Source organism: Microcoleus sp. Z1_B2 (assembly GCF_036700325.1).
In the GTDB taxonomy this organism is placed as follows: Bacteria; Cyanobacteriota; Cyanobacteriia; order Cyanobacteriales; family Microcoleaceae; genus Microcoleus.
This window is the reverse complement of record NZ_JAUBOQ010000007.1, coordinates 47,794-72,671: the sequence shown is the minus strand read 5'-3', so window position 1 is coordinate 72,671 and position 24,878 is coordinate 47,794. Positions and strand designations below refer to the sequence as shown.

Sequence of the window (24,878 nt, the reverse complement as noted above, 5' to 3'; positions counted from 1 at the left end):
TCAAGGTACGGGGATTGTTGGCTCAACCAGTTGGCTTGCTCGTAGATATCATATCAAGTCCTAGCTGTAGGAGATCGCAATTCCCGTTCCCGTTTTTCACCGATTGAAGGGATTTTGATTTCTTTATCTGTTGATAAATCGTAGAATAAAGCAGCCATTAGTGTTGGTAATGTAGGCCGACTTTTATCCACCGGAATCTTTAATTCTCGATCGAGATTACGAACCATCTCCAAAGTCAGGCTGTGTTTACGAGATAACGGTATAGTTGGAGTGTCTTCATTTCTATTCACTCTGCTTAGGACGGATTTCAAATTCTGAACGTGCCCGGAAGAAACAGACATCAAACTCGAAGAAGAAATTAGCTTGCCCCAAAATCAAAGGTACATTGGTTGCTTGTGTCCAGGCAAATGCCAGGTTAAGCGTTGGGAATGAACTAACTCGAGCATTAACAACGACTGCGCGGGCTTCAAATTGAGCCAAATTCCCAGCCAATACGACTGAGAGTGTCTCATTTTCCCAGACTAAGCCCAGTTGTAGCCCTAACTCGTAGGGCAAAACATTAACGCTTGCGCCTGTATCTAGTAAGCCCTCAGCGTTCAAGGATTGACCGTTCAGGCTGAGTGTCAATGGTAGATACGGCATTCGATCGACCATACCAAGACTGCTGTCAATGATTTTGTAGGGAAATCTCTGAGCGTCAATCATTCTGTTCTTGTTGTTTTGTCGTCAGAAGATTCATTAAAACATTGGCAGCCTCAGAGCAATTGTAAGGCGACCAGACCGGATACTCTCGATCGGCCACAAAAAAGTTTGTTGCATTTTCTTCTTTGACGAGTTCTGTTGCCAGAAACTGCATCAGCCGAAGCTTGTCAATTTTTGAAAGTTCCTGGATCTGTGACATTAGTTCAGCCAATGGCATTTGAGAATCTCCTCGTTCGAGGTTTGGCGAAAAGATTGGATCTACTAGCTTGTTGCATGGTGCGCGATCGCAGCGTATCTATTGATTCTACCAATTTTCTGATTTGTCAAGCTCTCGATCGAGCTTCCGAATCATCTCCAAAGTCAGGCAGCGTTTGCGAGATAACGTTTCGGGTCAGCGGTTGCCAGGGTCTTTGTATCCAATCCAAGCGGCTTCGGTCAATCCGCTGCACCCGAATTGTTACGCTGCATTTGTCTATTGGACAAGTCGATTAGCTTCTGCTGCCAAAAGCTCTGCTCTCTCATCTACAAAAACTCTAAAATCGTCATCAAACAACGAGACAGGAGAAATAGCATGTTCAAGAATTTCATTCATAGACAAACTTGGCATTACCGACCTGTAGAGGCTAGGAGGACTATTACTAATCATATTATTGTCGCTTGTAGACAAAAAGCAAAAATTGGCAAGACAACTATCGTCGTAGCTATCTTGATTGGCGCTTCTCAAAAAAGCTCTAGGATACATATGGTGAAATTGATTTCGATTGTATTCCCTCAAAACCTCACGCAAACTTATGGGTGATCCAGTTACGAAACTGTAGGGATTTTTTTGAGCTAGCAGTAAAATAAAGGTTTTTGTTATGACAGTCTTACTTCTAAATTTGTTGTCTTTGAAGAATGATGATTCTACTTCAAAAGCATCTGAAATAGTAGCTAGATTTGAAGGTTGCCCAAGTTTTAGCTTCGATATTTCCCCAACGTCAGACTGCATACTTTTAATAGGTTGACTGTTGTATCTTCTAGAAAAACAAGTCCGCCAGAACCATTTCAGAATTGTTCTTCTCTGAGAATCTGTATATCGAAACTGCGAATTTCCAGTTGATGAGAAAAAAACTGATAAGGGAACTAGAAAATTAGAATACGGCAAATTGTCTAAAGAAAAGATCTTTAAATTGTCTCTTAGAAAGTCTATCGCCCCCTTGAGCCCATTAGCCATCTCTTGGAAACGATCTCTGACAATAGCTCCATTTAGATTAATCAAAGTGTCAGTTTTAACATTGCCTGTCAAAACAGCAGCGCAACACCTCAACAACAAATCCTGATCTTGACCAACATCTCTGAAACCAAATGGTTCAAGTTCCAAGGATAAATCTTCAAATTTACGTTGTAAATCAAATTCTTCGCTCCAAGTCCATGCCGACAAAAGCTGCAAAGTATCTAATTCAATTCCTTGCCTATTAATTCTCTCGAAAACAATAGCTACTATGGTTTTGTCATCAGTTGACAGCATTTGAATTGGAATTCTTGTTTGCCTAAAAACGTCTTGAACTTTATCTAATAATTCCAATATCTCATCTTCTAAACTTGCGGTAGCTCGCCTGTATGCAACAGTATTAAAAAAGTTTCTTAGCAAAAAATATCTGTTGGGATCAGCTTCTGACTCATCAAGTGCAGCAAACTGAGATTCCTGAGCATTTGTATTAGCTCTGTAATCAAAATATACGTTTGTCCAAACTTCTTGGCTAAAAGCGTCTACTTGTGATTGAAATACCCCAAATATAGATGTAATTCTCTGCTGTCCATCTAACACATAGTCAATTGGATAGTCTGGATCTACATCTGGCAATCTAAATGGGCCAAGATCACGCTCAAATCGAAGTCTTGATCGCGTTCTCCAGAAAAGCAATGAGCCAATAGGATAACTCTTGTACAAGCTATCCATTAAAACAGCTACCTTATCAGCATCCCAGACGAAACCTCGTTGAAAAGTCGGTATGCGTATTTGCCCTGACAGAACTTTCTCAATGACTTGACTTATAAATATGTCGCTCATAGCTGTTTAATATTTGGCTTGCTCAGTAATGACAATTTCAAGTTCACTATACTTCGCTAACCCCAGGATTGCCGCATAACTTATAATTGTATCGCAGTTGCGGTACAATACTAGACTGGATGCGGTAAAATACTGGATATAGCCGAATAATACCGCAGATTGAGGATGTATGTCAACTCCTTCTTACTCCCCATCGGAATCTCCTTTCCTCGATCGAGTTCGCTACACGATTCGACTTAAACACTTCAGCCGTCGCACTGAAACAAGCTATCTTTATTATATTTGAGATTAGACTCGATCGCACCCGATCGCATATTCCATGAATTAATTGTACTAATTTAATATGGGATTTTTAGCAGACCAGTTTAGAGAACAGATTTCAGTCCAAGACGATCGACGAATGGAAGAAAGTCCCGATCGCCAAATAAGAATTAGTGATTGTTTTCGATAATAGCATCCATCAGAAAAGCCGCGATCGCCCCTAGACACAGGGCGATACCAACGTTTTCATACCAGAGAACGACGGGTTCAAATCACCTATTTCGAGGGACTGAGTTCCACAGCATCGGTCTTTGCAGTTAACTCAACCTTTAGCGTAGAAGCTGCCTGCATCGCATGGGGACTGACTAACGAGAATTGTGCAGTCGGCTGCTGACAAGCCACCATTGTTTTCACGTGTTCCATTTCATCATCCCGAATGGCAACAAACACATCATAGAGATTGTCGATCGTTGGACGACGGAATACATTAGCACTGCTTGTTTGAAACTCCTCAAACATATACAAATCGCCATCTCGATAGTATTGGATAGCGACATCTGGTGCGGGCTGTTGCTTGAGAGCCTCAGCTTCGGCATTGAGGAACTTGTCGTAGCTGGCATAGGCGTGTCCCTCTACAAGTTCCATGAATTTGTAGGCAGATTTGGACGACACCATGTAGACCAAAATGATAATCCAGTAGTAAATGAGTGCAGTGGCTCGTGCTAGAAGGCGATCGACCCAAAAGCTCGATCCTCCCAGTGATTCCATAATCAACAGATGATGTAGTTCATTCCACGACTCCGAAAAGTGGATTTTTAACCAATCAGCCTTCCGCCACCAGCCCAAGGTTTCATAGAGGTGAAGTACCGATAGATAAGAGAAATAAGGAACACGAGCCACGGTTTCTAGCACATAAAACCGAGGATAAGGGCGATCGGCATAGACGACATTGATCACAAAAACGAGAATACCAACTAAGAGACGAATCATTGACTGAATCCTCAATAAATACGAAAGATAATTTGAACAATTGAGCAACTAATGACTGACGACCGGAATCTCAGCCGCAATGGTTTCGAGGGGTTGGGCTTGAGTAGGCTGTTGGAAAATAGCCACGATCGCTTTAATCACGCAAAAGACGAGGATCAATGCACCAACCGAGAAGACGATATCCCCAGGGATGCGTAGCCAAACTGTCCACTGCATCCATGCCGAACCAATGACTTCAGCACTGCGAGCGTACCAAGTGCCATGATTAACAGATTGTACCAATTGATAAAAACCATTAGGAATCAGTCCGAAAACCATCATCATGCCTAGCCCACCATTGATCCACCAGAAGGATAAATTGAAGTTTTTCTCATCCCAGGCGCGATCAGGAGTGATTTCACGCAAGGCAAAGAGCATGAGGGCGATCGCAAGGGAGCCGTAGACACCAAAAAGTGCAGCATGGGCATGGATTGGCGTAGTATTTAGTCCTTGGGAATAGTAGAGGAAAATCGGTGGATTGATTAAGAAACCAAAGACACCTGCTCCAACTAAGTTCCAAAAAGCAGTGGCAATAAAGAATTTTAGTGGTACTCGATAAAATCCTTGCGCTTCTTGGGATAGCTTCATCGACTTCACCACTTCAAAGCCAATTAAGGTCAAAGGAACGACTTCTAAGGCTGAAGCAACGGAACCCATCGACGTAATGAATACAGGTGTTCCTGAAAAGTAGAGATGGTGTAACGTGCCGATTACGCCACTACCAAGATAGAGAATTGTCGTCATGTAGGTGGCTCTCAGGGCGGAGGAGCGCTTTAGGAAGCCCAATTCGCTACATAGATAGGCGATCGCTACAGTCGCAAACACCTCAAAGAAGCCTTCTACCCATAAATGCACGACCCACCAACGCCAATATTCAGCAATGCTCAAATGGGTGTGATTGTTGTACATCAACCCTGACGCATAGAACAGGGGAATTGTAATCGCACTGTAGAGAAAGAAATGATTCAGTCCCGTTTTATCACCTTCCGCCTTGAGCGCAGGCTTGAGGGCGCGGTACATCAGCCAGAGCCAAAACACCATGCCACCAATCAGCAATAATTGCCAGAGGCGACCAAGTTCTACATATTCATAGCCCTGATGTCCAAACCAGAAACTATTGTCACCGCCGATAATGCCTTGGACACTAGCCCAAGATCCGATTAAGGAACCAACAACAACGACAGTCAAAGCCACTAACAAACCGCCATTGCCCCAAGCTTGCAACTTCGGCTCATGTTTACCAAACCTTGGCGCGAAATATAGCCCTGCGGCGAGCCAACAGGTGGCAATCCAAAATACTGCTAGCTGTAAATGCCAAGTCCGCGAGGCGGCATAGGGTAAATATTGCTGAAGTGGCACACCATAGAAGCCGTCGCCTTCTACAGCGTAATGGGCTGTGACCATTCCCATCAACATTTGCACCAAAAACAAAGTCATAGCAACCCCAAAGAAGAGGGTAGTGACTTTTTGGCTCGGTGTGGCAATCCGAATCAGGGGGCGATGGGCGACAGCGATTACTTCTTCGCTATCTTCTTGGGTGATGTAAACAAACAGAAATATACCGATCGCCGCAATCAGCACAATCACCGACACAATTGACCAGATCAAGAATTGAGCCGGAGCCTGATTGCCAATCAAGTCATCGTGGGGAAAGTTGGCGGTATAGGAAAATGGTGCATTCGGACGATCGGCAGATGCTGCCCAAGCCGTCCAACTAAAGAAAGCGGTGACATTACGGATTTGCGTCTCGTCAGTAAACCAACCGCTAGGAATGGAATGAATCTTAGAGCCTTGGGATAGCAAAGTTTTATAGCTATCAAAAACCTTGCTTAGTCCCTTAGTTTGAGCAGCCGTGAGGGTTAAGGCTCCTGTCTCTGACGCATAGCGATTAGTTTTAAATTCTTGCTGTACCTGCGCTTGGAGAGTAGCGCGATCGACTGCCGATAAAGCCTGTAAATCAGCTTCACTAAAATCGGAATTACCGTTATATAAAAGTCCGGCAGTGGCAAGACCCCAACGGTGCAGGACATCGGCTGTCCAGTCGGGAGCTAGGTAACTGCCGTGCCCCCAAATACTCCCAATATGTTGTCCACCGCGACCCAGATAGGTTACTTGCCCAGCTTCAATATTCGCTTGAGTTAGAATGATTTCCTGTTGCGGCGACACCACAGTAGCGGGAATCGGTGGTGCATTTTTGTAAATCGCCGATCCTGCAAAGATCAGCACTGAAAAAGTGACGATGCAAATTAGCACCAGCCAAGCGGGTAGGCTAATTTGACGGGGACGAGCGCGGGCTGTCACCACTTTGTCAAAGGTTGGGTTTGCCATAAAGCCATAAATTCGGTTTTAAAGTACCTATCGACATAGCATAGGAGAATAGAACCTAATAATGCTTTGACTTAAGTCAAAAACAACCTTAAAAAATGCTCAAGTACGTTTATCTTGTCTAGCTCGGCGCTTTGTTCCAACCATCCTCACTACCCTAAACGATGTTAAATAGAGTCGATTTGAGCAACTGGTTACAAAACATTCTGATTTTTCAAGGATTATCGGCAGAGCAACTGATTCCTTTAGCTCAGATCGCTCAACTGCAAACCTTTGGAAAAGATGAGACAATTTTCCATCAGGGCAGTGATGCAACTGGGTTTTTCATTGTCCAAGCTGGTCGTGTCAAGGTATTTAAGACTGCATCCAATGGGAAAGAACACATTTTACATTTATTAAAAAGAGGCGATTACTTTGCCGAAGTTGCCACCTTTGATGGCAAAGCTTTTCCAGCTTCGGCGATCGCATTGGAATCCACAGAATTAATATTCTTCCCTCGGTTAGCTTTTCTGGATTTACTTCATCAATATCCTGCGCTCGCCATCAATATGCTGACAAGTTTGGCAACCCGTTCGCGTAAATTGGCACAGATGGTGGAAGATCTGTCGTTTAAAGAAGTGCCACAAAGATTAGCAGCTTATTTATTAGATTTGAGCGATCGCGCTAATGGCGATCAAGTTATTAATCTAGATGTTACTAAAACTCAGCTAGCTGCTATTTTAGGGACGATTTCTGCTACCCTTTCTAGGGCATTCTCGCATCTCCACGATAAAGGATTAATTACGATTAATGGTTCTCAGATTGAGTTATTGGATCGCGATCGGCTACAAGCGTTGAGTCAGAATGTAGAGTTGGGCGATCGCTTTTAGATCATGACTTTTGGAGTTTAGGTCACTGAAAAGTGATTCCACATGGGATTTATGATTTTCAACAAAACATAGGATATATAACATTATGAAACAGTAAAGATGCCAGTGAATTCGCGTGTGAGGCTTTAAAAGATTGGTGGAATAATCATGGAAAAACTACCTACCCTAACGCTAATTCGATTCGGTGTATTATGATAAAGCAAGCAGCGATAAATTCTCGTCTTCATAAAATAATTCGATCGCGTTAAAATTCCGACGTAGCAAATTTTCAATTTGCTAGGTCGAACAGTTTCCAAGGCGAAGCCAAATAACTTTCGGTGGATTCCCAAATACTAAGCTCAGGTCGTGCATATCCGCGTCTTTCGAGACAATCATCAAATTATTATCTTTTGCATAATCCCAAACTATTGGGTCGATCGTTGCTTTCATTCCCACATCTCGAACGTGAAGCGAATTTGGGAAAATATCGCTCAAACGATTCGGCAACTTGGGCGACAATTTTTCATCAAAAAGTAATTTCATGCGGATAATGGATCGGTCATAAACCGACGCTCGCGGTCAGCAGCATAAGCAATGCAGGCTTTTAAATCTTCTCGCGTCAAATCGGGAAAATCGTCAAGAATTTCTGCTTCAGTCATCTCGGAAGCCAGGTACTCAAGCACTTCATAAACCGTAATTCGCAAGCCGCGTACACAAGGCTTACCACCGCGTTTGTTTGCTTCGATCGTGATGTGGTTTCGGTAGTTCATAGTTTGATATGGGATTTTTAGCAGACCAGTTTAGAGAGCAGATTTCAGTCCAAGACGATCGACGAATGGAAGAAAGTCCCGATCGGCAAATAAGAGTTCGTGATTGTTTTCGATGCAGAAGGTGGCGATAATGACATCAATCGTTTTGCGAACTGTGATGCCTTGCTTTCTGAGGGTGCGAAAATTGTCAGCACTTTTGATGGCGAGGTCGGCTTCGAGGAAATTGAAGACGGTGAGATTGGTGAGGAGATGCTTGGCCCTGTTGTAGTCGGAGTCTTGGTGAAACCCTTGGAGGACTTCGGTGAGGATAAGGTTGCCGATCGCGATCGGTTGGGTGGTGAGGAGTTGGTCAAGGAGATCGGTTTGTGGGGTGGATTGTCCGTTAAAGTAGTCAATCCAGACGCTGGAATCAACAATAATCATGGGCTTACTATTGTTCCGTATCCGTTCTCATGCGATCGAGGTCGCCGTCCCAGGCGAGTTTACCCCGTAGCGCACGTAGGTTCTCTTGGTTTTTCATTTGGATCAGCAGGCTCAGGGCCAATTCGATGACTTCTTGTTGTGCAGTCAGTCCGGTGACTTGGAGCGCATTGGTGATGAGGGAGCTATCGATTTCGATCGTGCTTTTCATAGGTGCTTTTGGGGTGAGTTTTATCGATCGCGCTTTCATCCGATTATAAGCGATCGCCCATCGGCAGCGATCGACATCTAGCGTATCTATTTATTCTACCAATTTTCTGTAGGTCAATCTCTCGATCGAGATTCCGAATCATCTCCAAGGTCAGGCAGTGTTTACGAGATAACGGCAAAACGCTGCGGCGGCAAGTAACACCGAAACGAAGCGAAAAGACTCTATTCCGCTCCACTGTGTTGTTAGCTGGCTGGCTACTACGCGATGCTTCTAATTTCTGCCGAATTGCTGCCTGAATCTTTGCGTCAAAATCGGGATCCATCGGGCTTCCAATGATTGATTTCGGACGCTGACTGAACCTGTCTAAATATGCCTGACAAGCAGCTCGATCGGGCGCGATTTTCCAGAAAGTACCGTCTCAATTCGGCATCGCTCATAGCCTCAAAATTCACTTGGCTCATCAGAATACCTCCCCATTCGGTACTATTTCAAAAATCTATTTTTAAACGCCTTCAATGTATCCTTACTCTTAGCCGAATCGTATATACCAAAAACTACACGATCGAAACATCCATGAAATCGCGGACTCTCAAGCCACTGACCAAAAGCATCTGCTACCATACTGGCATCGTTGCAAAACACACCACAGCCCCATGCACCGAGTAACAACGATCGATGTCCATTATCTTGCGCCACCGCAAGTACATATCCAGCACGTCGCCGTAATGCTTTTTCAATATCGGGAATTGCATTGGGATCGCGACGCAATACTTGACCTGCATTTGGTGCGGGCGCAGTAATAACAGATGCTAAAAAATAATCATCGAGCAATTCACGACTGCGGATTCTAAACCAAGGAACTTTTGGAGAATAAATCAGATAATCGGTGTAAAGAAGAGAATCTTGCGATCGGTTTGCTTGATAATACTCGGGCTGTGTCAATTGACAGGGATATAACCCGGAACAGCGAGCCAAATCTTCTTCTTGTGCTTTTGCACCATTAATAAATCCGCCGCCAGGATTTCGAGCGGAGGCATAGTTTAGGAGCGCGAGATCGTGGCAACCTTCACCTTTTACCAAACGGTAGGCGGCTGCTTGAGAGGTCTCATCGGTAACTTCCACCAAAAGGCTCTGTTTCGCATCACATTGCGTATTTTGCAATAAATTTTCAACTTCTTCTGGTCGATACAATTTAGTATTTTTCTCTGCCAGCTTCTGCTCGGTAGCGAAATTAATAACACGATCGTGCCTTGAAATGAACTCGCCTTTTTCTAGAATCTGCAATGTTTCCTTGGCTATACCTTTTAACGACATACGCTCCTCCTTGGTGGTGCATAAAACTTCTTCGAGACTCAGAATGGACAACCCGAACAGACATTCATCAGAACTTCTTCACGCACGAATAACTGTAACGGTTCGCCCCATTGGTGTCAGATGAATTTCAGTATTCAGTCGTTCTTCTAATTCCAGCGCATTCTCGCGTCGATCGAATATCACCAACCACCCTTCATCTTCTCCCAATCGAGCCAAATATCCATCTAACTGTTCCAACCCTTTACTCAACGGATCGACTTTCCGAGTTCGCCAAACCTTCAGTTCAATTCCCAATGTTACCTCACCATAACGCAAACATAAATCCATTCTGTCGCGTCCGATCGCATATTCCCGTTCCAACGTTCCCCCACCATTAATCACCCGATGCAGAAATGCCATTAACACCAAATGCGGGGCTATTTCGGGATAAGATGCACTTTTGAGTAACGGTTCGCCATGTTGTAGCCAAAATTCCAAAAAAGTTTTGAGTAACGCTTGCGTGTCTAATTTGCCTTCCTTAGTCAACCAACTCGGTGCAATTTGGGGCAGAGAAGCCATTGGCGTTACGGTGAGCACGCGGGGCAAAACTTCGCGATAAATTGGGTTAGCGATCGTCAATCCACCCTGAACATCCATCTTACACAAACCCAAATCGATTAAAAACTGAATATCATCATTGGGGATATTGCCCAGTTCCAAACCTGCCAACATCGGCTCGATAATGGCTTTAACTCGGTTTTCGCGCAGTCGTTCTGCCAAACTATCTAAATGCGTATCTTGTCGTTTTATGAGAATTTCTTTGGCTTCTAAAATATGGTCTGGTGTAATAGCGATCGATTCATCTGTTACTAATTCTTCTACAATTTCCTTAGCTAAAGCATTCACTAACCAAGGTTGTCCCTGAGTCAGTTCAAAAGCTAAGGCTACGGCTTCAGGTGTAAAAACTTGTCCGGTATCTTGGGTATGTTGCGCGTAGAGTTCCGCGACTTCTGAGGCATTAAAATCTCTGAGAGTAATCGATCGCACTTTAATATTAAACGGACTCGATGTATGGAGTCGATCGCTTCCCCCCGCAGCCACTTTGTAATCGCGAACATCCCGCAAACCAATTAAACCCACCGATTGCGGAAACGCTTTCGGGCGATTGGGATAACCATCGCGCAGTTGTCGCAGCATAGAAATCAACGCTTGGTCTTGTAGTGCGTCAATTTCATCGATGAAAATCACCAAAGGACGAGGAGAAGATTGTGCCCACAGGCTGAGTACATGGCCGATTTGCTGTCCCGGTTCCGACGAGGGCCAAGCAGGCGGCTGCAATTCTGGGGGAAGTCGAATCGAAATCGCCCGTCGCCAAGCACCGAGAATGGCATCCTCTGCACCCGCGATGTCTTGACTGAAGGGTGCGCCGACTTCTACCGACAGCATCACGGCGGTGTATTGTCCGCTTTCGGTGAGTTGTTTGGCTAACGCCAGCATAGCGGTGGTTTTCCCCACTTGCCGGGGTGCATGGATGACGAAATAGTTGCGTTGAGCGATTAACCTTTCTAAGCTGGGTAAGCGTACCGTGGGCGACAATGCGTAATGAATGTCTTCTTGGCATGGGCCAGCAGTATTGAACCAACGCGGCATAGGTCAACTGGGGCGAATGGGGCTGCTCTCAGTTTACTTTACGGTTGTTGGAATGGCGTTCTAGTTGTTAAGCGGGGGTTTGTACCGACTCTCCGCACCCGATGAAACTCTCTCAGAGCGAAAGTCGTGCTCGATTCTTGATTCAAAAGACCTCTTGCAAAAATAATTAGGACGGGCAAGATGCCCATCCCACAAAATTTATTTTTTCTTGTGGGATGGGCATCTTGCCCGTCCCATCAATAGATGAAAAGGATTTTTTGCAAGAGGTCTAAAGAACCGAAGAAATCCAACTGCCAACTGCCAAAGTTTCACTCTTCCACGCGATAGCCCAATTCCGCCAAACGGGTGCGGGACTGCCGCCACTTCGGCTGCACCTTGACAAATAACTCCAAATATACTTTGCCTTCAATTAACTTTTGAATCTGTTCTCGCGCCGCACTGCCGATCGACTTGAGCATACTGCCGCTTTTACCGATTAAAATGCCTTTTTGGGAATCCCGTTCCACGTGAATTGTCGCCAGAATGCGCGTAATTTTTGCTTCTTCTTGAACTATGTCGATCGCAATTGCTACCGAATGCGGCACTTCTTCCCGCGTCAGCAGCAAAATCTGTTCCCGAATCAATTCGCCCATAATAAAGCGTTCCGGCTGGTCAGTCACCAAATCGGGCGGATAATAATAAGGCCCAACCTCCAAATGTTCGATTAACAATTGTTGCAGCGACTCGACACCCTCGCCCGTGAGAGCGGAAAATTTCACTACAGGCCACTCAGGATTGACAATTTGCTCGTAAGTTCGATCGATCAACACGGAATCCTCCGGTTGTTCGTCCAACTTATTCATCCCCAAAATCACCGGAACTTTGCAATTGCTGAGAATTTCGATAATATATCGATCGCCCCCTCCCGATTCCACCGAACCATCCACCACAAATAGCACGACATCCACCGACTGAATCGCTGTGCGGGCATTCTGCACCAAAACCTTGCCCAATTCGTGATGTGGCTTGTGAATTCCGGGAGTATCTACAAAAATAATTTGTGCTTCCGGTGTCGTTAGGATGCCTCGCAGCCTGTTACGCGTCGTCTGAGACACCGGCGAAGTAATCGCAATTTTCTGTCCCACCAACTGATTCATCAGCGTTGATTTTCCGACATTCGGGCGTCCGACAATACCCACAAAGCCGGATTTGTAACCCGCCGGAGCCGCGGGAACACCCATAATGCCCGATACGTCGATAAATTTACTATCTTCCACTAAAATCACCTATTTTCAAGCCCCTTCTCTGTCTATTGTCGCCTGAAAATACTCAAACGCCCATCGATGCACTGTAGCATCTTTCTCGCCCTGGTATAGCGCGCCACACTCAAACCTCGATCGAGCCACAAACCAGTGTTAAAACAGGATACGCGATCGGCAAAACTTGATATCTGAGACAAAATTTGATAAAGTTCCAATGACATCGCTCAAAAATGAATCATTCTGGTAAAACCGACTCCCCAATGCTGTAACAACTTCAGATGTGTAAATATCTAACTCAACTGAAACTTTTCTACAGTTGGTCAGGCCAACCAGTTTTAACATTTTTGAGAATGTTTGGTAATAAATTAGGTAAGTTGAACTCAAACTCAAAAGCTCAATATCATCAGGCGCTTTCTCAATAAAAGCTAGTGTATTTTGAGCATACCTAAATTAGTGCTAATCGTCATAAAGTTGAGGAGATGAATCGAATGAAATCGAAATTATTTTGGAGTGTCTGCACCGTTTTGGTAGCAAGCTTGCCTGTTCCCGCCTTAGCTCAAACAAGCCCTCCCACCAGCCCTCAAGCAGGTATTGACTACAAGGGTGGATCGAAGAAATACCAGTTAGTACCGGGCAGAATCCAGGACAGAACCTTGCCCAGAGCCTTTGATTTTCCAATTATTACCAATGTTGGTACTGACACTAGCATCACCTCGGATTTCCTAATTACCGATCAGTTTCGCGCCCCAGCGGGTCGTACAGAATACACCGGAGCTCTCACCGCCTGGGCAGCATCAATCAGAGAATGTCTGGCAAAACAACCACTCTTGATTCGAGCCAGCACCAAGAACCCGATTCAGATTAATGGTAGAGTAGGCACGATTGTCAGAAACGCAAATAACCGTGCAGTTTGCAAATAAGCCAGCAATATCACAGGGGCTAAATTGACCGTAATTGCTGTAAGGGCGGGTTCACCAATATCTCCCATGCAAGCATCGATACAGTAAACCCGTCACCGCAGCGATATTGGGGTCAATCGAAGCCAGTTGATATAACTTCCGCTATCTAAAGATAAAAACTAGAGAGTGTTTTTGAACAAAAAGAGCAATAGAAAACCTATTGCTCTTTTTGTTGGCGAAATTTCTATTAATATCTATTAGGACTTATACAGCGGATTCCCGGTTTATAAAGTACACCCCAGAAACCGGGTTTCTTCTGGATTTCTCGCCAGAAACCGGTTTTATTCAAGAAACCCGGTTTCTCTGTACTTCACTTACCTGGAAAGTGCTGTATGATATCGGCTGAAACGACATCATAATAAGAGGTTTGTAGTGAGGAATGCAAGTCCTTATCAAAGTTTAAGGACTTGCATTCCTCACTGCAAACGACATTATTACGCAGAAACCAGCTTGTTTCCCAAAAATCCCGTTGAACCGGAGGGATATGGATTTTAACACCTGGTTTATCAAAGTTTGTCTGCGTAATTCACGATTTAGGAGCGCAAAATTCATGTGTACTCAGTAAAATTTCGCCATAATCAGGAATCCAAGCTAGCCACTGTTCTTCCGAAGATTCACACAACAGCCACGCTTCGTCAAAGCTGAATGCGGTTGGCGGGTTGAACAATTTAACCCACATAGAAGGAGTCAATTTTGGTGCAGGTACGGCGCAGCCAAATTTTTCCCAGTCGCGGACATTGGCGAAGCTTCCGGGCGTTGGTTGGGATTGCCAAGTACGAATATCTGTTTGCAGTTTCATCACAACTCCTTTTGGGCTAAGACTCTGAACCAGGTCGGGGTTGCAACAACCCAGAGCGACGGCGCAGATAAACTTTGATTATGTAGTCTATGTTACGGAATTATCTAGGCGAATGTGTAGGGTTGTAGCAAAAATTTACAATCGAGAGGAAAAAACGGGCTCAAAGCTGAAAAGGTCGATCGGCTATTGTTCAGCTCGGCAACGCTCGCCTACCATAGCAAACAACATCTGATTTATTCCAAAAATTCCCACATGAACCAAACTGCAAAATCCCAGTGGAAAACTCTAGATCGCTTTGTAGAGATCAACTCTCATTGGGTAAAACTAATCGCGGAACATCTCGAAACAACGGAAGGCAAAACAGTAGAATATTGGCGAGTAGAAAGAGCGGATTCAGTTGTAATCTTGACAATTCAAGCTGAAAAATTGCTGTTTCCCACACCGATGTATCGCCCCGGCGTGGCAGAAGCAACCCTGGATTTTCCCGGCGGTCGCGTACCAGCCGAAGCCACGCCAGCAGAAGCCGTTCCAGCTATAATCAAGAAAGAATTAGGCGTGACAGAAAGTGCGATCGCCCGCCTCGAACCGATTAACAATATCGGCTGGGCGATAAACAGCTCATTCTCCAATCAAAAACTCTACGGTTTTGTTGCAGAATTGCACCCGACAGCAACAGTAAACCCCGAATTTATCGGTGCTGAATATCCTGTCACCCCAGACGGAATTCGCGACTTGCTCAAAAAATTAACTTGCCTCCAATGTCGAGCCTTACTGCTAGAATGGCAAAACCAAGACAATTTTAGATTTTAGATTTTAGATTTTAGATTTTGGATTGTCCCGCGACGCTAGCCAATTGACGATTTATTAAAACCAAAATCACCGGAACTAATCATGCCTCTCAATAATGAAGTTGCTGTCGAATGCCTCGACGTGACATATCGCCTCAACCGCAGGCATTTAGTAGACAAACTCAATTTCAAAGTGCTGCAAGGAGAAGTTTTAGTATTGCTGGGACGCAGCGGGAGTGGCAAAACTACTACCATGAAATTGATTAACAATTTACTAACGCCAAGCAGCGGCGAAGTTCTTGTCATGGGAAAACCGACAACTCAATGGAACCCAATTCAACTGCGCCGAAAAATTGGTTATGTCATTCAAGAAATTGGTTTGTTTCCCCATTTTACCGTCGAGCAAAACGTCGGTTTAGTGCCAAGATTAGAAGGTTGGGAGGGCGATCGTATTCAATCTCGCGTCCGCCAACTGTTAGAATTAGTCAACCTCGACCCCCAGCACTTCGCCAAACGCTATCCGCATCAGTTATCCGGCGGACAGCGGCAGCGGGTAGGCGTCGCCAGAGCACTGGCGGCTGACCCTCCGATATTGTTAATGGATGAACCGTTTGGTGCTTTAGACCCGATTACTCGTCTGGAATTACAGCGGGAATTCGGTCAATTACAGCAGCAACTTGGCAAAACTGTGATTTTTGTGACTCACGGCATTCAAGAAGCTTTTTTGTTAGCTTCTAGAATTGGTTTGATGCAAGATGGACGGTTGATTGAATTGGCAACACCTGATGATTTTCTCAAATCTCAGCATCCAGAAGCGGGGGCATTTCTTGAATGTTTGCAAGTAGCTAAATTTGAATAATTTAGCAAAAATTTGATAATATAGTTTTAGTAACTAAGCTGATAATCAAACGATGCACAGTCTTTACGAGACAGACTTCTATGCTTGGACGCAAGAACAAGCCAAGTTACTTCGCAAGTGTCAGTGGAGTCAACTTGACTTGCCAAATTTAATTGAGGAGATTGAATCTTTGGGCAAACAGGAACGTCAAGAACTTAGAAATCGTTTGAGCATTTTGCTGGGACATTTGCTGAAGTGGCAATATCAGCCCCAGCAGCGGAGTCGTAGCTGGTTGTCTACAATTCGAGTGCAGCGGCGGGACACTCAGAGACTGATACAAGATAACCCAAGTCTGAAACCTTACTTGCAAGAAGCTTTCCAAGAAGCTTATCAAAACGGTAGAGATTTGGCAGTAGGAGAAACCGATTTGCCTCTCAAAACATTTCCTCAAAATTGCCTTTACAGCTTAGAGGAAATTTTGGACTCTCGCTTCTATCCTGGTGAACCAAGTCCTGAAATAGAAAATGATTTATAAGGTTGACAGCAATCAGCAAGAACCAATTACCTAATGATAATTTTTATCAACCGCTATGGCGCTGAGATAATTCAGCGCGCCAGTGAACACTTATATTTAGTAACTGTTGCAATTTTTATCGCTATTATTGTGGGGATGCCCCTGGGAATTTTAGCCACGAGAAAACCTAAATTGAAAAAGCCAATTTTGGGATTTGCTAATATTATGCAAACAATTCCCAGTTTAGCTTTGTTTGGCTTGCTAATCCCGGTGCCGGTAGTGGGTGGAATAGGCGATCGCACGGCAATTATCGCCCTCACTCTGTATTCTTTACTGCCTATTATCCGCAATACTTATACTGGGATTGTCGGCGTCGATCCAGCGATTACGGAAGCGGGAAGAGGCATGGGGATGACTGATATGCAACTGTTATGGCAAGTGGAAATTCCCCTGGCGCTGGGCGTGATTCTGGCGGGGGTGCGAGTTGCTGCGGTAATTGCGATCGGACTCGCTACAATCGCCGCTGCAATTGGTGCCGGCGGCTTGGGGGTGTTTATTTTCCGGGGCGTTGCTACCGTCAACAATCAGTTACTTTTGGCTGGGGCAATTCCGGCCGCTTTAATGGCATTAGTTGCGGATTTTGGGCTGGGTTTGGTAGAAGCGCGCCTCTCGAAAAGTACCTTAAAAACTATTAATGAGGAGTAAAATCCTGACTACCTTCCGTCAGCGTTGTCACTCTCTGCGAACCAGAAGCATTCGCAGGATTCGCTATCAGATTGCGGATTTCATTTGAGCGTTCAATGTACTCTCGATCGCTCAAAACAGCTTGGCTTCCCTCCAGGGAAATAGCATCGGCCAAATCGATCCAAGAACGGCAACCGCCGTATTCAGGAGTGTAGGGAATTTCGCGGATTTCTGCAAGGCGATAAGCCCGCAGCAATAAAATATAAATTGGCTGAGTTTGTTTCCATTTCAGGCGATCGCTTACAAATTTTTCATTCCAAATATGGTACGGAAATAGCGCAGTAATTGCCGGTTCCCAAGCTACCAAAAAAACATCAGTAATCTCCGCCCAACTGCCAATTCTAATAACTTCAGGATGCCAACCAGATTCAACTTTCTGGACTTGATGTGCAAACTCCGGCTTTAATAAATCCGGCTGTTGGTGTTCAAAAGTTGGATACAGCAAAACCTGTTTTTCAGTGACATTGAACTGTCCTGCTTGCTCGCGAATTCCCCCCTTCCGCAACAGCACAATGGTTTGACCTTGTTCCAAAGCATTAACTGCTACATTCCATTCTTTCAGCGCCCTAGTAGTTGATTTCATGGGAATTTATTTGGGTTTTAACAATAGTAACAAAAATGGTTACTTTCAAGCAAGTACAGCCATTTCTTCCTGTTAAAATTGGCGTAGTCCTGACTATGCAGGACTACCCTTTATTGCTAAATTCTCACTGCAAAAGATGCTGCTAATTCCCGTTCTGGTTCCATACCAACTGTAGGCGGCATGGAACGATTTGCTACTTGCTCGATCAGTTGTAAATGTTGCGGCAGCATTTTAGCTAAACTGTAGCGTTCTAGGGCGGTTTGACGGGCTTTGATGCGAATGTCTGCCATGCGGGTAGGATGGTCTAAAACTTCATCAATACGATCGGCTACTTGTTTCGGTGAGAAGTAATCGACTAGCAAACCGTTTTCTCCGTCGCGGATAACTTCTCTGACTGGCCCTGTGTCGGAACCGATTACTAAACATCCGGTTGATAGAGATTCAATCATCGACCAAGATAGCACAAAAGGTCTGGTCAAATAAACGTGTACGTCGGATGCTTGAATTACTTTTAAATACAGTCCGTAAGGTAGGGGGCCGACAAAGTGAACTCGCGACAAATCGAGCGGCACTTTTTTGAGCATATAGTCTTTGTAAGACTCGCCGTTGGGTAAAGAACGACCGTAACAAACTCTTTCTGAACCAACGATTACTACGTGACAGTTGGGGCGGCGTTCTTGTACATAGGCGATCGACTCAATGAATTCGGGAAAACCCCGGTAAGGTTCCATTCCCCGCGATACGTAGGTGACAATTTCATCAACGCCAGACAAGTCTAAGTTAGGCAAAACCAGTTTAGCACCGGGGTCTGGTTTGAAGTAATCGGTATCTACGCCGTCGTGGAGTGTGGATAATTTTTGTTGTAATTCTGGGGGAAATTGCGATCGCTGCCAATAAGTGGGCGACAAACCCCAATCGCAAGAATATAAATCGATCAGAATCGGCGCATTTTTGATTCTAATTCTGGCCATATCGTCAACTGTTAAAGGTTCCGCTGGGTCGAAATCTGCGTCGGAACCAATCGCATGATAAAACCACTCGAAATAGCACAAAAGCGGCGTATTTGGAAAAGCTTCTTTGACAAACAATGTCGGCCCCCAACCGGAATGTCCGCAGATAATATCGGGTACGAAACCGTCTGCTTTGAGTTGTTCTGCCATTCTAAATACGGCTTGTCCGTAGATGACGGCACTTTCTAAAGGGCGGACGTATTGGTGAGTCTGCGCGTGGGGTTCTCGGCTGGGGGTAAATGCTGCTTTGCGAACGCCGGGAATGTTCCACTCTGGGCGCTCGTTTTTAGTGCCGAAAACAATTTGATTTTTGGGATCTGCGCCTAAAGCCGTGATAATGTGGCGGTATTGGGCGGGGAAGTTGGGATGGAGAAATAATGCTTTCATTGTCAGTTGTCTGTTGACTGTTGACTGTTGACTGTTGTCTGTTGTCTGTTGACTGTTGACTGATAACAATCTAAAATCTAAAATCGATTGACTGTTGACTGTTGACTGTTGACTGTTGACTGATAACAATCTAAAATCTAAAATCTAAAATCTAAAATCGATTGACTGTTGACTGTTGTTAGTTGGAATAAAATATTTTGAGGCGGCTAAAAAGCTTTGGTTTTATTCATTAGGGGTTGGCGCTTTGCAGATCCAGACGCAATCTCGCGGTACTGAAGATGTATTTTTCAGGATGATTTCATAGTTTAAATGATGGAGAAATTTTTCCATAATTGTATCAGTCATCACTGAAAATGCTGTGCCGTCTCGGTGCCCTAGCAAGTTTTTGTCCCACTCGCTGGCGAATTTTTGCCACCCTAATTCGCTAAAAATATTTGTGTGGTGAAACACGCAAATTCGATCGCCCCGCAGCAGTTTGGGAATTCGAGTCAGGTAGTTGAATATATCTACCGGCTCTACGTGTACCATTGTATCGTAACAAAAGCAGACATCCGCTGAACCTGGGGCGATGCCGTCTAATGTTAAACCGTCGAGTTTGACGTAAGAAACGCGATCGCACCCCAAGCGCGATCGGGCTGCTTGCAGCATTTGACTGGAAATGTCGGCACAAATTAGTCGATCGCAGTATTTCAGCAACAGCGAACCAGTTTTTCCCCCGCCGATACCAATTTCTAAAACCGTATGTTCTTTTTTGATGTACGGTGCAATAAATTGCTGTTCTATCAGCGCTTCGTATTCGGCTAAGGAGTTGGCGGCACCGGCAGCTTTACCTATCCATTCGTCGCCAATATAGGCAAGTTCGGCATTAGTTTTTTGCCACTGTTGGGCGTAACTGTCCCAGGCCCTTTCATAATCTACTCTTGGGCGATCGGTCATTTTATCATCGTTCATTTTTGATTATTTTATAGTATTGATGGCTCAATTTTCAATATGTTCCGCAATTCTTGGCAAATTATATTAAATCCTGCCAAAAGTCTACGAGGTGAGTTACTGCCCTTCACTGGGGGGGACGCTGGCACTGTAAAATGACTAATGACGGCTGAAATATGCTTCGCAAAAAATCTCTGCATAAGCTTGAGTCATTTCCTCAAAAGTATTAAGTGAATCCAAGACATATTTAGCGTTGTCAGCTAACTGCTGTCGCAAAGATTTATCCTCCAATAAACTAATCAAAGCTGCAACTAATTCGTCCGGGCGATCGGGCGTATAAAACAAACCATTAATTCCAGGCCGCACTTGTTCTTTAATCCCAAAAACTGGCGATGTAACAATTGGCAAATCGCAAGCCATCGCCTCCAAAATCACTCTTGGAAAACTTTCGACGCGAGAAGTGCAAACAAAAATATCAGCCGCTTTGTAATATTTTACCGTCTCCCCAGTTTCCGGGACTACTGTCACCCTTTGCCGCAACTCTGCTGGCAATTCCCCCACTAAATCGGCTAATTTATTGCTGTAAATACTGGGGCGATCGCCCACAATAAAACACCTAATTTTATTGTGCCATTTATCAGGTAAAAGTGAAAGTGCCTTAACTAAATCCTGCTGTCCTTTGCGTTCGCATACCGTTCCCAGCAGCAAAATTACCACATCTTCCGCCGCAACACCTAAAGTTTTTCTAGCTAATTCAGAATTATCCAAATTTTCCAATTTGCTTAAATCTAAGCCGTTGTGAATCACCGTAAAATTGTGGTGGCTGTTGAGAGGCAAATACCTGTCCCGCGTGGCATCCGCCACAAAAATAACTTTGTAAGGAAAGCGAAAACACTCTAAAGCTCTCGCCGCAATCTCCGAACCAAACCTGTTAAAATAAGTTTGCCAAGGTTCGCTTTCGTGCACGTTCCACACCACAGGAATTCCGAGTTGTCGCGCCGCATCAACTACAAAAAAGTTTTCTAAAGTATTGGCATAAATTGCATCTACTTTTAAACTGGCAATTTCTGTGCTAAAACTGCGGATAGCTTCATCATAAGCATCGCGCTGATAGATGTGTTCGAGAGGATTGTCGCGCACAATTACTTCAATTCCCTGCTGTTCGTAAGCTTGACGCAGGGGCCCGTCTGTGGTGCAAAGTACGATCGGCTTAACCACACCCTCAGCCGCCAATTTCACCGCGATTTCGTACTGATGCAGGGGCGCCCCAGTAAAATCCAGCGAATTGCTGCACATCAAAACTTTGATAGGATGAATCAAATTCTCTGCTTCTGCTTCCAACCAACCAGAATCACTAAATTTGCGTTCTTCCTTCTCGGTTACATCCGTTACATCCGTTACATCCGTTACATCCGTTACAAAATCCGTTGCCGAACCTTCTTCCTTCATAAAAACCCGTCGAGGTTGAATATGAAAATACTCATCTTCTAAAGACAAATGAGGACTGTAAAAACTGTCATTTTTGCCCGCATACTTACGCCTAAAAGCCGCCACTTCTTGAGGATTGTCGGTAAAACCCCTAGAAGTTCCTTCTTTGTGCAACAACTCCGCATCGGGACAATATACGCACCGATAACCCCGTTCTAACAATCGGTATCCGTAATCTACATCATTGTAAGCAACAGCAAAATTCTCCTCATCAAAACCGCCCAATTCTAAGAACAATTGACGTGGAGTAATCGTGCAAGCGGCTGTTACCGCAGAGTAATTTCGCGTTACCATCGCTTGAGAAAGATAGCCTCGATTATTCTTGTCCATCAGCTTAAAAGCGTGACCCGCCAAACCGTGATGCAGCCCGTGAATTACGCCCGCGTGCTGAATTCTGCCGTCGGGATATAACAGCCGCGCGCCGACTGCACCCACAGCGGGAATTTGAGCGTATCCCACCATTTGACTCAGCCAGCGGGGGTTAATTACTTCAGTATCGTTGTTCAAAAACAACACATATTCGCTGTCAACTTGTTCGACAGCGCGGTTGTTAATTGCTGCAAAACTAAACTTGCCCCCAGGATTTTTTATATGCAAAACTTGGCAATTTAATTGCTTTAAATATTCCAGAGTTTTCGGATCGTCGCTTTCGTTGTCGATAACGGCAACTTGATAATTTTTGTATGTTGTAGTTTCTAGAGAATCCAGACATGATTTCAGCAATTGGAGCTGATTTTTAGTAGGAATAATTACCGTTACTGACGGGCCGTTATCCGGGAAATCCTGGGCAAATATGCCCAAATTTTCTTTAATAGCCCATGCGTGCTGAGCGACATTGCCGTTAATTTGGCGGCGGTTTAGTGCGTCTTGAATGGCTTTTTGACCTGCGGAAAAACTGGCGGGTTTCGCGGCTCCAGATATGGCTGTAGAACCGGGTGCGGTTCGCCAGTGATACAGCACTAGCGGCAGGTGGGCGACGTGGCGAGAAATTTCGGTGGCTCTCAAGGCAAAATCGTAATCTTGCGAGCCTTCAAAACCGATTCGCAAACCGCCTATTTCTTCAAAAATGTGTCTTCTGACGGCGCACAAATGACCGAGATACATATAGGAAAGCAGCAGTTCCGGCGACCATTCCGGTTTGAATTGCGGGGCGAATCGGCGGCCTTTAGTGTCGATTTTGTCGTCGTCGGAATAGAGAAAATCTGTGGCTGGATGGGCGGCAAAATATAAGGCGACTTCGCCTAATGCGTCGGGAGTTAGTTCGTCGTCGTTGTCTAAAAACAGGATGATGTCGCCTGTTGCGAGGGCGGCGGCGCTGTTGGTTGCTGCGCTGATGTTGCCGTTTTCTGTACGAAATGTGATGCGGATACGATCGTCCTTTTGACCCCAGCTTTTCAAAGATTCAGCAACAGTTAAATCGGTGCTGCAATCGTCGGCAATGCAGAGTTCCCAGTTTGGATAAACTTGATTGATTACGCTGTCGATCGCACTTTCGAGAAAATCTATCTGCGGGTTGTAAACTGGCATTACTACCGAAATTTTTGGCAGGGGCTCCCGGCAGGATTTTAACCGAGAAATCAAATAATCGCGGGCGTGATCGTTCCACTGATTCACCTCCAGCCAAGCGTCATATCTATCAATAGGTTGAGGCACCACAAAACCCGCAGGTGGCAGTAATTCCCCCGGCGCAGTAAACTGTTTTTGCTGCCGATAAATCTTCCCCAACTGGCGGAGCACTTTCACAATTTCCCAGGGCAAGGGCACAATTCTCCCAAGACGCTGTTTTCTCTCCCTCGCCCGCTGCTGAATAGCGGCTGTAAACCTTGATAACTCCTCAAACTTATCTGCACTTCGCTGCCAGATATGGTAGCGCCGGACTGTCAATATTTTAGGCGCTTGAAAAGACAAAATTTCCCCGGTTTCTAACTCAGCTTGCAGAGAAACGTGCCATTCCCCTGGCGGCAAATCGACAAGGGCCTCAAAACCGCTTTCCGAACTGTTAACCCAGTCGGGGAACACTTCGCCGACATCTTTTCGCCGCAAACCGTAGGCGCATTCTACAGAAGTATCGCCACACAATAAGCTTAATTTAGCAATTTTGCGATCGTGGTGGCAGCACCAACCTGCAAACAAAATTTGACCCTGACGCTGTTCCCACACCACCGGTACATCTAACGATGCTTGAATCGTTGAAACTAACAACGGATAAGCTGCCAACAAATGCCATTTACCTCGCTCATCTTGCGCTTCCAGTAGCACTTCGTGCCGTCCCGCAGGCGCTTCCAATTCAATTGTAAAACCTGAGTTCTTCGCAGCCGGAATATGAGAGTGTGCTAGCGCTATATCACTTCTATCTAGGCCGTAAACGCCCGCAAAACTCTGGTCTTTAATTCGGGCGCGGACTGCTGTAGTCTCTCTTTTTTGGTTAAAAACCCAGCCCACAATTAGCAGCTTGGAATCACAAACTTGCCAAGTAGTTGGTCGATCTAAGGAAAAAATAAATTTAGGGAACAAGTCGCGGATTTGGCGCTGAACTTCCCACAACTTTTCTCTCAGTTGCCACCCTAGTGAAGACTTGATGATAGCAAGTTCTGCCCGAAACTTTTCATTTTCCAGGCGGGAGTGTTCTAATTTTTCCTGAGTATCCTTTAATCTTTCCTGATTTTGACTTTGTGCTGTTTCTAACTGAATTAACTCAGCTAACTTTTGCTGCAATATAAATTCAGTTTCTTCAAATTGTACCTGAGTTTGCCCTAAGTCTGCTTCTAATTCTAATACTTTTGCTAAAGCTGTTTGAAATTGCGATTCTTTGCCGGCAAGCTGTACCTGAGTTTGTCCTAATTCTGTTTCTAATCCGAGGAGTTTTGCTAAAGCTTCTTGAAATTGCGATTCTTTGCCGGCAAGCTGTACCTGAGTTTCCCCTAAGTCTGCTTCTAATTTTAAGACTTTTGCTAAAGCTTCTTGAAATTGCGATTCTTTGCCGGCAAGCTGTACCTGAGTTTGTCCTAATTCTGTTTCTAATCCGAGGAGTTTTGCTA

At 44.9% G+C, this 24,878-nt stretch carries 26 protein-coding genes and 1 pseudogene; 7 read left to right on the top strand and 20 right to left on the bottom strand.

What is annotated here, in order from left to right; genetic code table 11:
- Positions 1-53: 53 nt before the first annotated feature.
- The 6 genes from QT984_RS05725 to QT984_RS05700 all read right to left on the bottom strand — a co-directional run bounded on the left by QT984_RS05725 (position 54) and on the right by QT984_RS05700 (position 6,370).
- Positions 54-290, bottom strand: a complete 237-nt coding sequence (locus QT984_RS05725; RefSeq protein ID WP_333373499.1) for a hypothetical protein — start codon at positions 288-290, stop codon at positions 54-56.
- Positions 283-705: an aspartyl protease family protein gene (locus tag QT984_RS05720; protein ID WP_333373496.1), complete on the bottom strand. Its 423-nt coding sequence runs from the start codon at positions 703-705 to the stop codon at positions 283-285. Before QT984_RS05720 ends, QT984_RS05725 begins: the two co-directional genes overlap by 8 nt.
- On the bottom strand, positions 698-901 hold the full coding sequence (locus QT984_RS05715) for a hypothetical protein (RefSeq protein ID WP_333373493.1): 204 nt from the start codon (positions 899-901) through the stop codon (positions 698-700). The genes QT984_RS05720 and QT984_RS05715 overlap by 8 nt, the downstream gene beginning before the upstream one ends.
- Before the next feature lie 273 nt (positions 902-1,174).
- On the bottom strand, positions 1,175-2,752 hold the full coding sequence (locus tag QT984_RS05710; protein WP_333373490.1) for a GmrSD restriction endonuclease domain-containing protein: 1,578 nt from the start codon (positions 2,750-2,752) through the stop codon (positions 1,175-1,177).
- 537 nt (positions 2,753-3,289) lie between these two features.
- A complete protein-coding gene (locus QT984_RS05705; protein WP_333373487.1) occupies positions 3,290-4,003 on the bottom strand; it encodes an alternative oxidase in 714 nt (237 codons plus the stop codon).
- A gap of 48 nt (positions 4,004-4,051) precedes the next feature.
- Positions 4,052-6,370, bottom strand: a complete 2,319-nt coding sequence (locus QT984_RS05700) for a nitric-oxide reductase large subunit (RefSeq protein WP_333373484.1) — start codon at positions 6,368-6,370, stop codon at positions 4,052-4,054.
- Positions 6,371-6,531: 161 nt separating this feature from the next.
- Between QT984_RS05700 and QT984_RS05695 the strand changes: the two genes are divergently transcribed.
- Positions 6,532-7,236, top strand: coding sequence for a Crp/Fnr family transcriptional regulator (locus QT984_RS05695; RefSeq protein WP_333373481.1), 705 nt, complete (start codon positions 6,532-6,534; stop codon positions 7,234-7,236).
- A 104-nt stretch (positions 7,237-7,340) separates the two neighbouring features.
- Positions 7,341-7,484 (top strand): annotated as a pseudogene (locus QT984_RS05690) (ISAzo13 family transposase); the annotation flags it as partial.
- A 28-nt stretch (positions 7,485-7,512) separates the two neighbouring features.
- Here QT984_RS05690 and QT984_RS05685 read toward each other — a convergent pair.
- The 9 genes from QT984_RS05685 to QT984_RS05645 form a co-directional block, all read right to left on the bottom strand.
- Positions 7,513-7,758: a DUF5615 family PIN-like protein gene (locus QT984_RS05685; protein ID WP_333053540.1), complete on the bottom strand. Its 246-nt coding sequence runs from the start codon at positions 7,756-7,758 to the stop codon at positions 7,513-7,515.
- Positions 7,755-7,985, bottom strand: coding sequence for a DUF433 domain-containing protein (locus QT984_RS05680; protein WP_333053539.1), 231 nt, complete (start codon positions 7,983-7,985; stop codon positions 7,755-7,757). Before QT984_RS05680 ends, QT984_RS05685 begins: the two co-directional genes overlap by 4 nt.
- 30 nt (positions 7,986-8,015) lie before the next feature.
- Entirely contained in the window at positions 8,016-8,408 is a 393-nt protein-coding gene (gene vapC, locus QT984_RS05675) for a type II toxin-antitoxin system VapC family toxin (protein ID WP_333053538.1), read from the bottom strand.
- A 7-nt stretch (positions 8,409-8,415) separates the two neighbouring features.
- Entirely contained in the window at positions 8,416-8,616 is a 201-nt protein-coding gene (locus QT984_RS05670; RefSeq protein WP_333053537.1) for a type II toxin-antitoxin system VapB family antitoxin, read from the bottom strand.
- A 43-nt stretch (positions 8,617-8,659) separates the two neighbouring features.
- A complete protein-coding gene (locus tag QT984_RS05665) occupies positions 8,660-8,938 on the bottom strand; it encodes a hypothetical protein (RefSeq protein ID WP_333053536.1) in 279 nt (92 codons plus the stop codon).
- 161 nt (positions 8,939-9,099) lie between these two features.
- Positions 9,100-9,930, bottom strand: a complete 831-nt coding sequence (locus QT984_RS05660; RefSeq protein ID WP_333053535.1) for a TIGR02452 family protein — start codon at positions 9,928-9,930, stop codon at positions 9,100-9,102.
- Between the two features lie 78 nt (positions 9,931-10,008).
- Positions 10,009-11,559: an ATP-binding protein gene (locus QT984_RS05655; RefSeq protein ID WP_333373476.1), complete on the bottom strand. Its 1,551-nt coding sequence runs from the start codon at positions 11,557-11,559 to the stop codon at positions 10,009-10,011.
- Between the two features lie 308 nt (positions 11,560-11,867).
- Positions 11,868-12,779: a GTPase Era gene (gene era / locus QT984_RS05650; protein WP_333053634.1), complete on the bottom strand. Its 912-nt coding sequence runs from the start codon at positions 12,777-12,779 to the stop codon at positions 11,868-11,870.
- A gap of 68 nt (positions 12,780-12,847) precedes the next feature.
- Positions 12,848-13,021, bottom strand: coding sequence for a hypothetical protein (locus QT984_RS05645; protein WP_333053533.1), 174 nt, complete (start codon positions 13,019-13,021; stop codon positions 12,848-12,850).
- 267 nt (positions 13,022-13,288) lie between these two features.
- Between QT984_RS05645 and QT984_RS05640 the strand changes: the two genes are divergently transcribed.
- Positions 13,289-13,720 (top strand): hypothetical protein, encoded by a 432-nt coding sequence (locus QT984_RS05640; protein ID WP_333208954.1) that lies wholly within the window; start codon positions 13,289-13,291, stop codon positions 13,718-13,720.
- A 565-nt stretch (positions 13,721-14,285) separates the two neighbouring features.
- On the opposite strand, the gene QT984_RS05635 is transcribed toward QT984_RS05640, so the two are convergent.
- On the bottom strand, positions 14,286-14,558 hold the full coding sequence (locus tag QT984_RS05635) for a hypothetical protein (RefSeq protein ID WP_333203460.1): 273 nt from the start codon (positions 14,556-14,558) through the stop codon (positions 14,286-14,288).
- A gap of 252 nt (positions 14,559-14,810) precedes the next feature.
- Here QT984_RS05635 and QT984_RS05630 point away from each other — a divergent pair, with 252 nt between their 5' ends.
- The 4 genes from QT984_RS05630 to QT984_RS05615 all read left to right on the top strand — a co-directional run bounded on the left by QT984_RS05630 (position 14,811) and on the right by QT984_RS05615 (position 17,403).
- The gene (locus QT984_RS05630) at positions 14,811-15,368 is read left to right on the top strand and encodes an NUDIX hydrolase (protein ID WP_333373472.1); all 558 of its coding nucleotides are present in this window, start codon (positions 14,811-14,813) and stop codon (positions 15,366-15,368) included.
- A gap of 81 nt (positions 15,369-15,449) precedes the next feature.
- Positions 15,450-16,205 (top strand): ATP-binding cassette domain-containing protein, encoded by a 756-nt coding sequence (locus QT984_RS05625; protein WP_333208958.1) that lies wholly within the window; start codon positions 15,450-15,452, stop codon positions 16,203-16,205.
- A 52-nt stretch (positions 16,206-16,257) separates the two neighbouring features.
- The gene (locus QT984_RS05620) at positions 16,258-16,719 is read left to right on the top strand and encodes a DUF29 domain-containing protein (protein ID WP_333053528.1); all 462 of its coding nucleotides are present in this window, start codon (positions 16,258-16,260) and stop codon (positions 16,717-16,719) included.
- A 33-nt stretch (positions 16,720-16,752) separates the two neighbouring features.
- On the top strand, positions 16,753-17,403 hold the full coding sequence (locus QT984_RS05615) for an ABC transporter permease (RefSeq protein ID WP_333053526.1): 651 nt from the start codon (positions 16,753-16,755) through the stop codon (positions 17,401-17,403).
- Here QT984_RS05615 and QT984_RS05610 read toward each other — a convergent pair.
- The 4 genes from QT984_RS05610 to QT984_RS05595 form a co-directional block, all read right to left on the bottom strand.
- Entirely contained in the window at positions 17,390-18,025 is a 636-nt protein-coding gene (locus QT984_RS05610) for a DUF1802 family protein (protein WP_333272604.1), read from the bottom strand. The two genes, QT984_RS05615 and QT984_RS05610, sit on opposite strands and share 14 nt — an antisense overlap.
- A 116-nt stretch (positions 18,026-18,141) precedes the next feature.
- Positions 18,142-19,422 (bottom strand): glycosyltransferase family 4 protein, encoded by a 1,281-nt coding sequence (locus QT984_RS05605; RefSeq protein WP_333053633.1) that lies wholly within the window; start codon positions 19,420-19,422, stop codon positions 18,142-18,144.
- Between the two features lie 222 nt (positions 19,423-19,644).
- Complete coding sequence (locus QT984_RS05600; RefSeq protein ID WP_333233893.1) at positions 19,645-20,373, bottom strand: class I SAM-dependent methyltransferase; 729 nt, start codon at positions 20,371-20,373, stop codon at positions 19,645-19,647.
- Between the two features lie 138 nt (positions 20,374-20,511).
- Positions 20,512-24,878, bottom strand: a 4,367-nt coding sequence (locus tag QT984_RS05595; RefSeq protein ID WP_333373468.1) for a glycosyltransferase, incomplete at its 5' end; no start/stop codon positions are given.

Bases quoted from the DNA above. Each gene is read 5' to 3' on its own strand.
- QT984_RS05720 (WP_333373496.1), bottom strand. From the start codon at position 705: ATGATTGACGCTCAGAGATTTCCCTACAAAATCATTGACAGCAGTCTT.
- QT984_RS05715 (WP_333373493.1), bottom strand. From the start codon at position 901: ATGTCACAGATCCAGGAACTTTCAAAAATTGACAAGCTTCGGCTGATG.
- QT984_RS05710 (WP_333373490.1), bottom strand. From the start codon at position 2,752: ATGAGCGACATATTTATAAGTCAAGTCATTGAGAAAGTTCTGTCAGGG.
- QT984_RS05705 (WP_333373487.1), bottom strand. From the start codon at position 4,003: ATGATTCGTCTCTTAGTTGGTATTCTCGTTTTTGTGATCAATGTCGTC.
- QT984_RS05700 (WP_333373484.1), bottom strand. From the start codon at position 6,370: ATGGCAAACCCAACCTTTGACAAAGTGGTGACAGCCCGCGCTCGTCCC.
- QT984_RS05695 (WP_333373481.1), top strand. From the start codon at position 6,532: ATGTTAAATAGAGTCGATTTGAGCAACTGGTTACAAAACATTCTGATT.
- QT984_RS05685 (WP_333053540.1), bottom strand. From the start codon at position 7,758: ATGAAATTACTTTTTGATGAAAAATTGTCGCCCAAGTTGCCGAATCGT.
- QT984_RS05680 (WP_333053539.1), bottom strand. From the start codon at position 7,985: ATGAACTACCGAAACCACATCACGATCGAAGCAAACAAACGCGGTGGT.
- vapC (WP_333053538.1), bottom strand. From the start codon at position 8,408: ATGATTATTGTTGATTCCAGCGTCTGGATTGACTACTTTAACGGACAA.
- QT984_RS05670 (WP_333053537.1), bottom strand. From the start codon at position 8,616: ATGAAAAGCACGATCGAAATCGATAGCTCCCTCATCACCAATGCGCTC.
- QT984_RS05665 (WP_333053536.1), bottom strand. From the start codon at position 8,938: ATGGATCCCGATTTTGACGCAAAGATTCAGGCAGCAATTCGGCAGAAA.
- QT984_RS05660 (WP_333053535.1), bottom strand. From the start codon at position 9,930: ATGTCGTTAAAAGGTATAGCCAAGGAAACATTGCAGATTCTAGAAAAA.
- QT984_RS05655 (WP_333373476.1), bottom strand. From the start codon at position 11,559: ATGCCGCGTTGGTTCAATACTGCTGGCCCATGCCAAGAAGACATTCAT.
- era (WP_333053634.1), bottom strand. From the start codon at position 12,779: ATGGGTGTTCCCGCGGCTCCGGCGGGTTACAAATCCGGCTTTGTGGGT.
- QT984_RS05645 (WP_333053533.1), bottom strand. From the start codon at position 13,021: ATGTCATTGGAACTTTATCAAATTTTGTCTCAGATATCAAGTTTTGCC.
- QT984_RS05640 (WP_333208954.1), top strand. From the start codon at position 13,289: ATGAAATCGAAATTATTTTGGAGTGTCTGCACCGTTTTGGTAGCAAGC.
- QT984_RS05635 (WP_333203460.1), bottom strand. From the start codon at position 14,558: ATGAAACTGCAAACAGATATTCGTACTTGGCAATCCCAACCAACGCCC.
- QT984_RS05630 (WP_333373472.1), top strand. From the start codon at position 14,811: ATGAACCAAACTGCAAAATCCCAGTGGAAAACTCTAGATCGCTTTGTA.
- QT984_RS05625 (WP_333208958.1), top strand. From the start codon at position 15,450: ATGCCTCTCAATAATGAAGTTGCTGTCGAATGCCTCGACGTGACATAT.
- QT984_RS05620 (WP_333053528.1), top strand. From the start codon at position 16,258: ATGCACAGTCTTTACGAGACAGACTTCTATGCTTGGACGCAAGAACAA.
- QT984_RS05615 (WP_333053526.1), top strand. From the start codon at position 16,753: ATGATAATTTTTATCAACCGCTATGGCGCTGAGATAATTCAGCGCGCC.
- QT984_RS05610 (WP_333272604.1), bottom strand. From the start codon at position 18,025: ATGAAATCAACTACTAGGGCGCTGAAAGAATGGAATGTAGCAGTTAAT.
- QT984_RS05605 (WP_333053633.1), bottom strand. From the start codon at position 19,422: ATGAAAGCATTATTTCTCCATCCCAACTTCCCCGCCCAATACCGCCAC.
- QT984_RS05600 (WP_333233893.1), bottom strand. From the start codon at position 20,373: ATGAACGATGATAAAATGACCGATCGCCCAAGAGTAGATTATGAAAGG.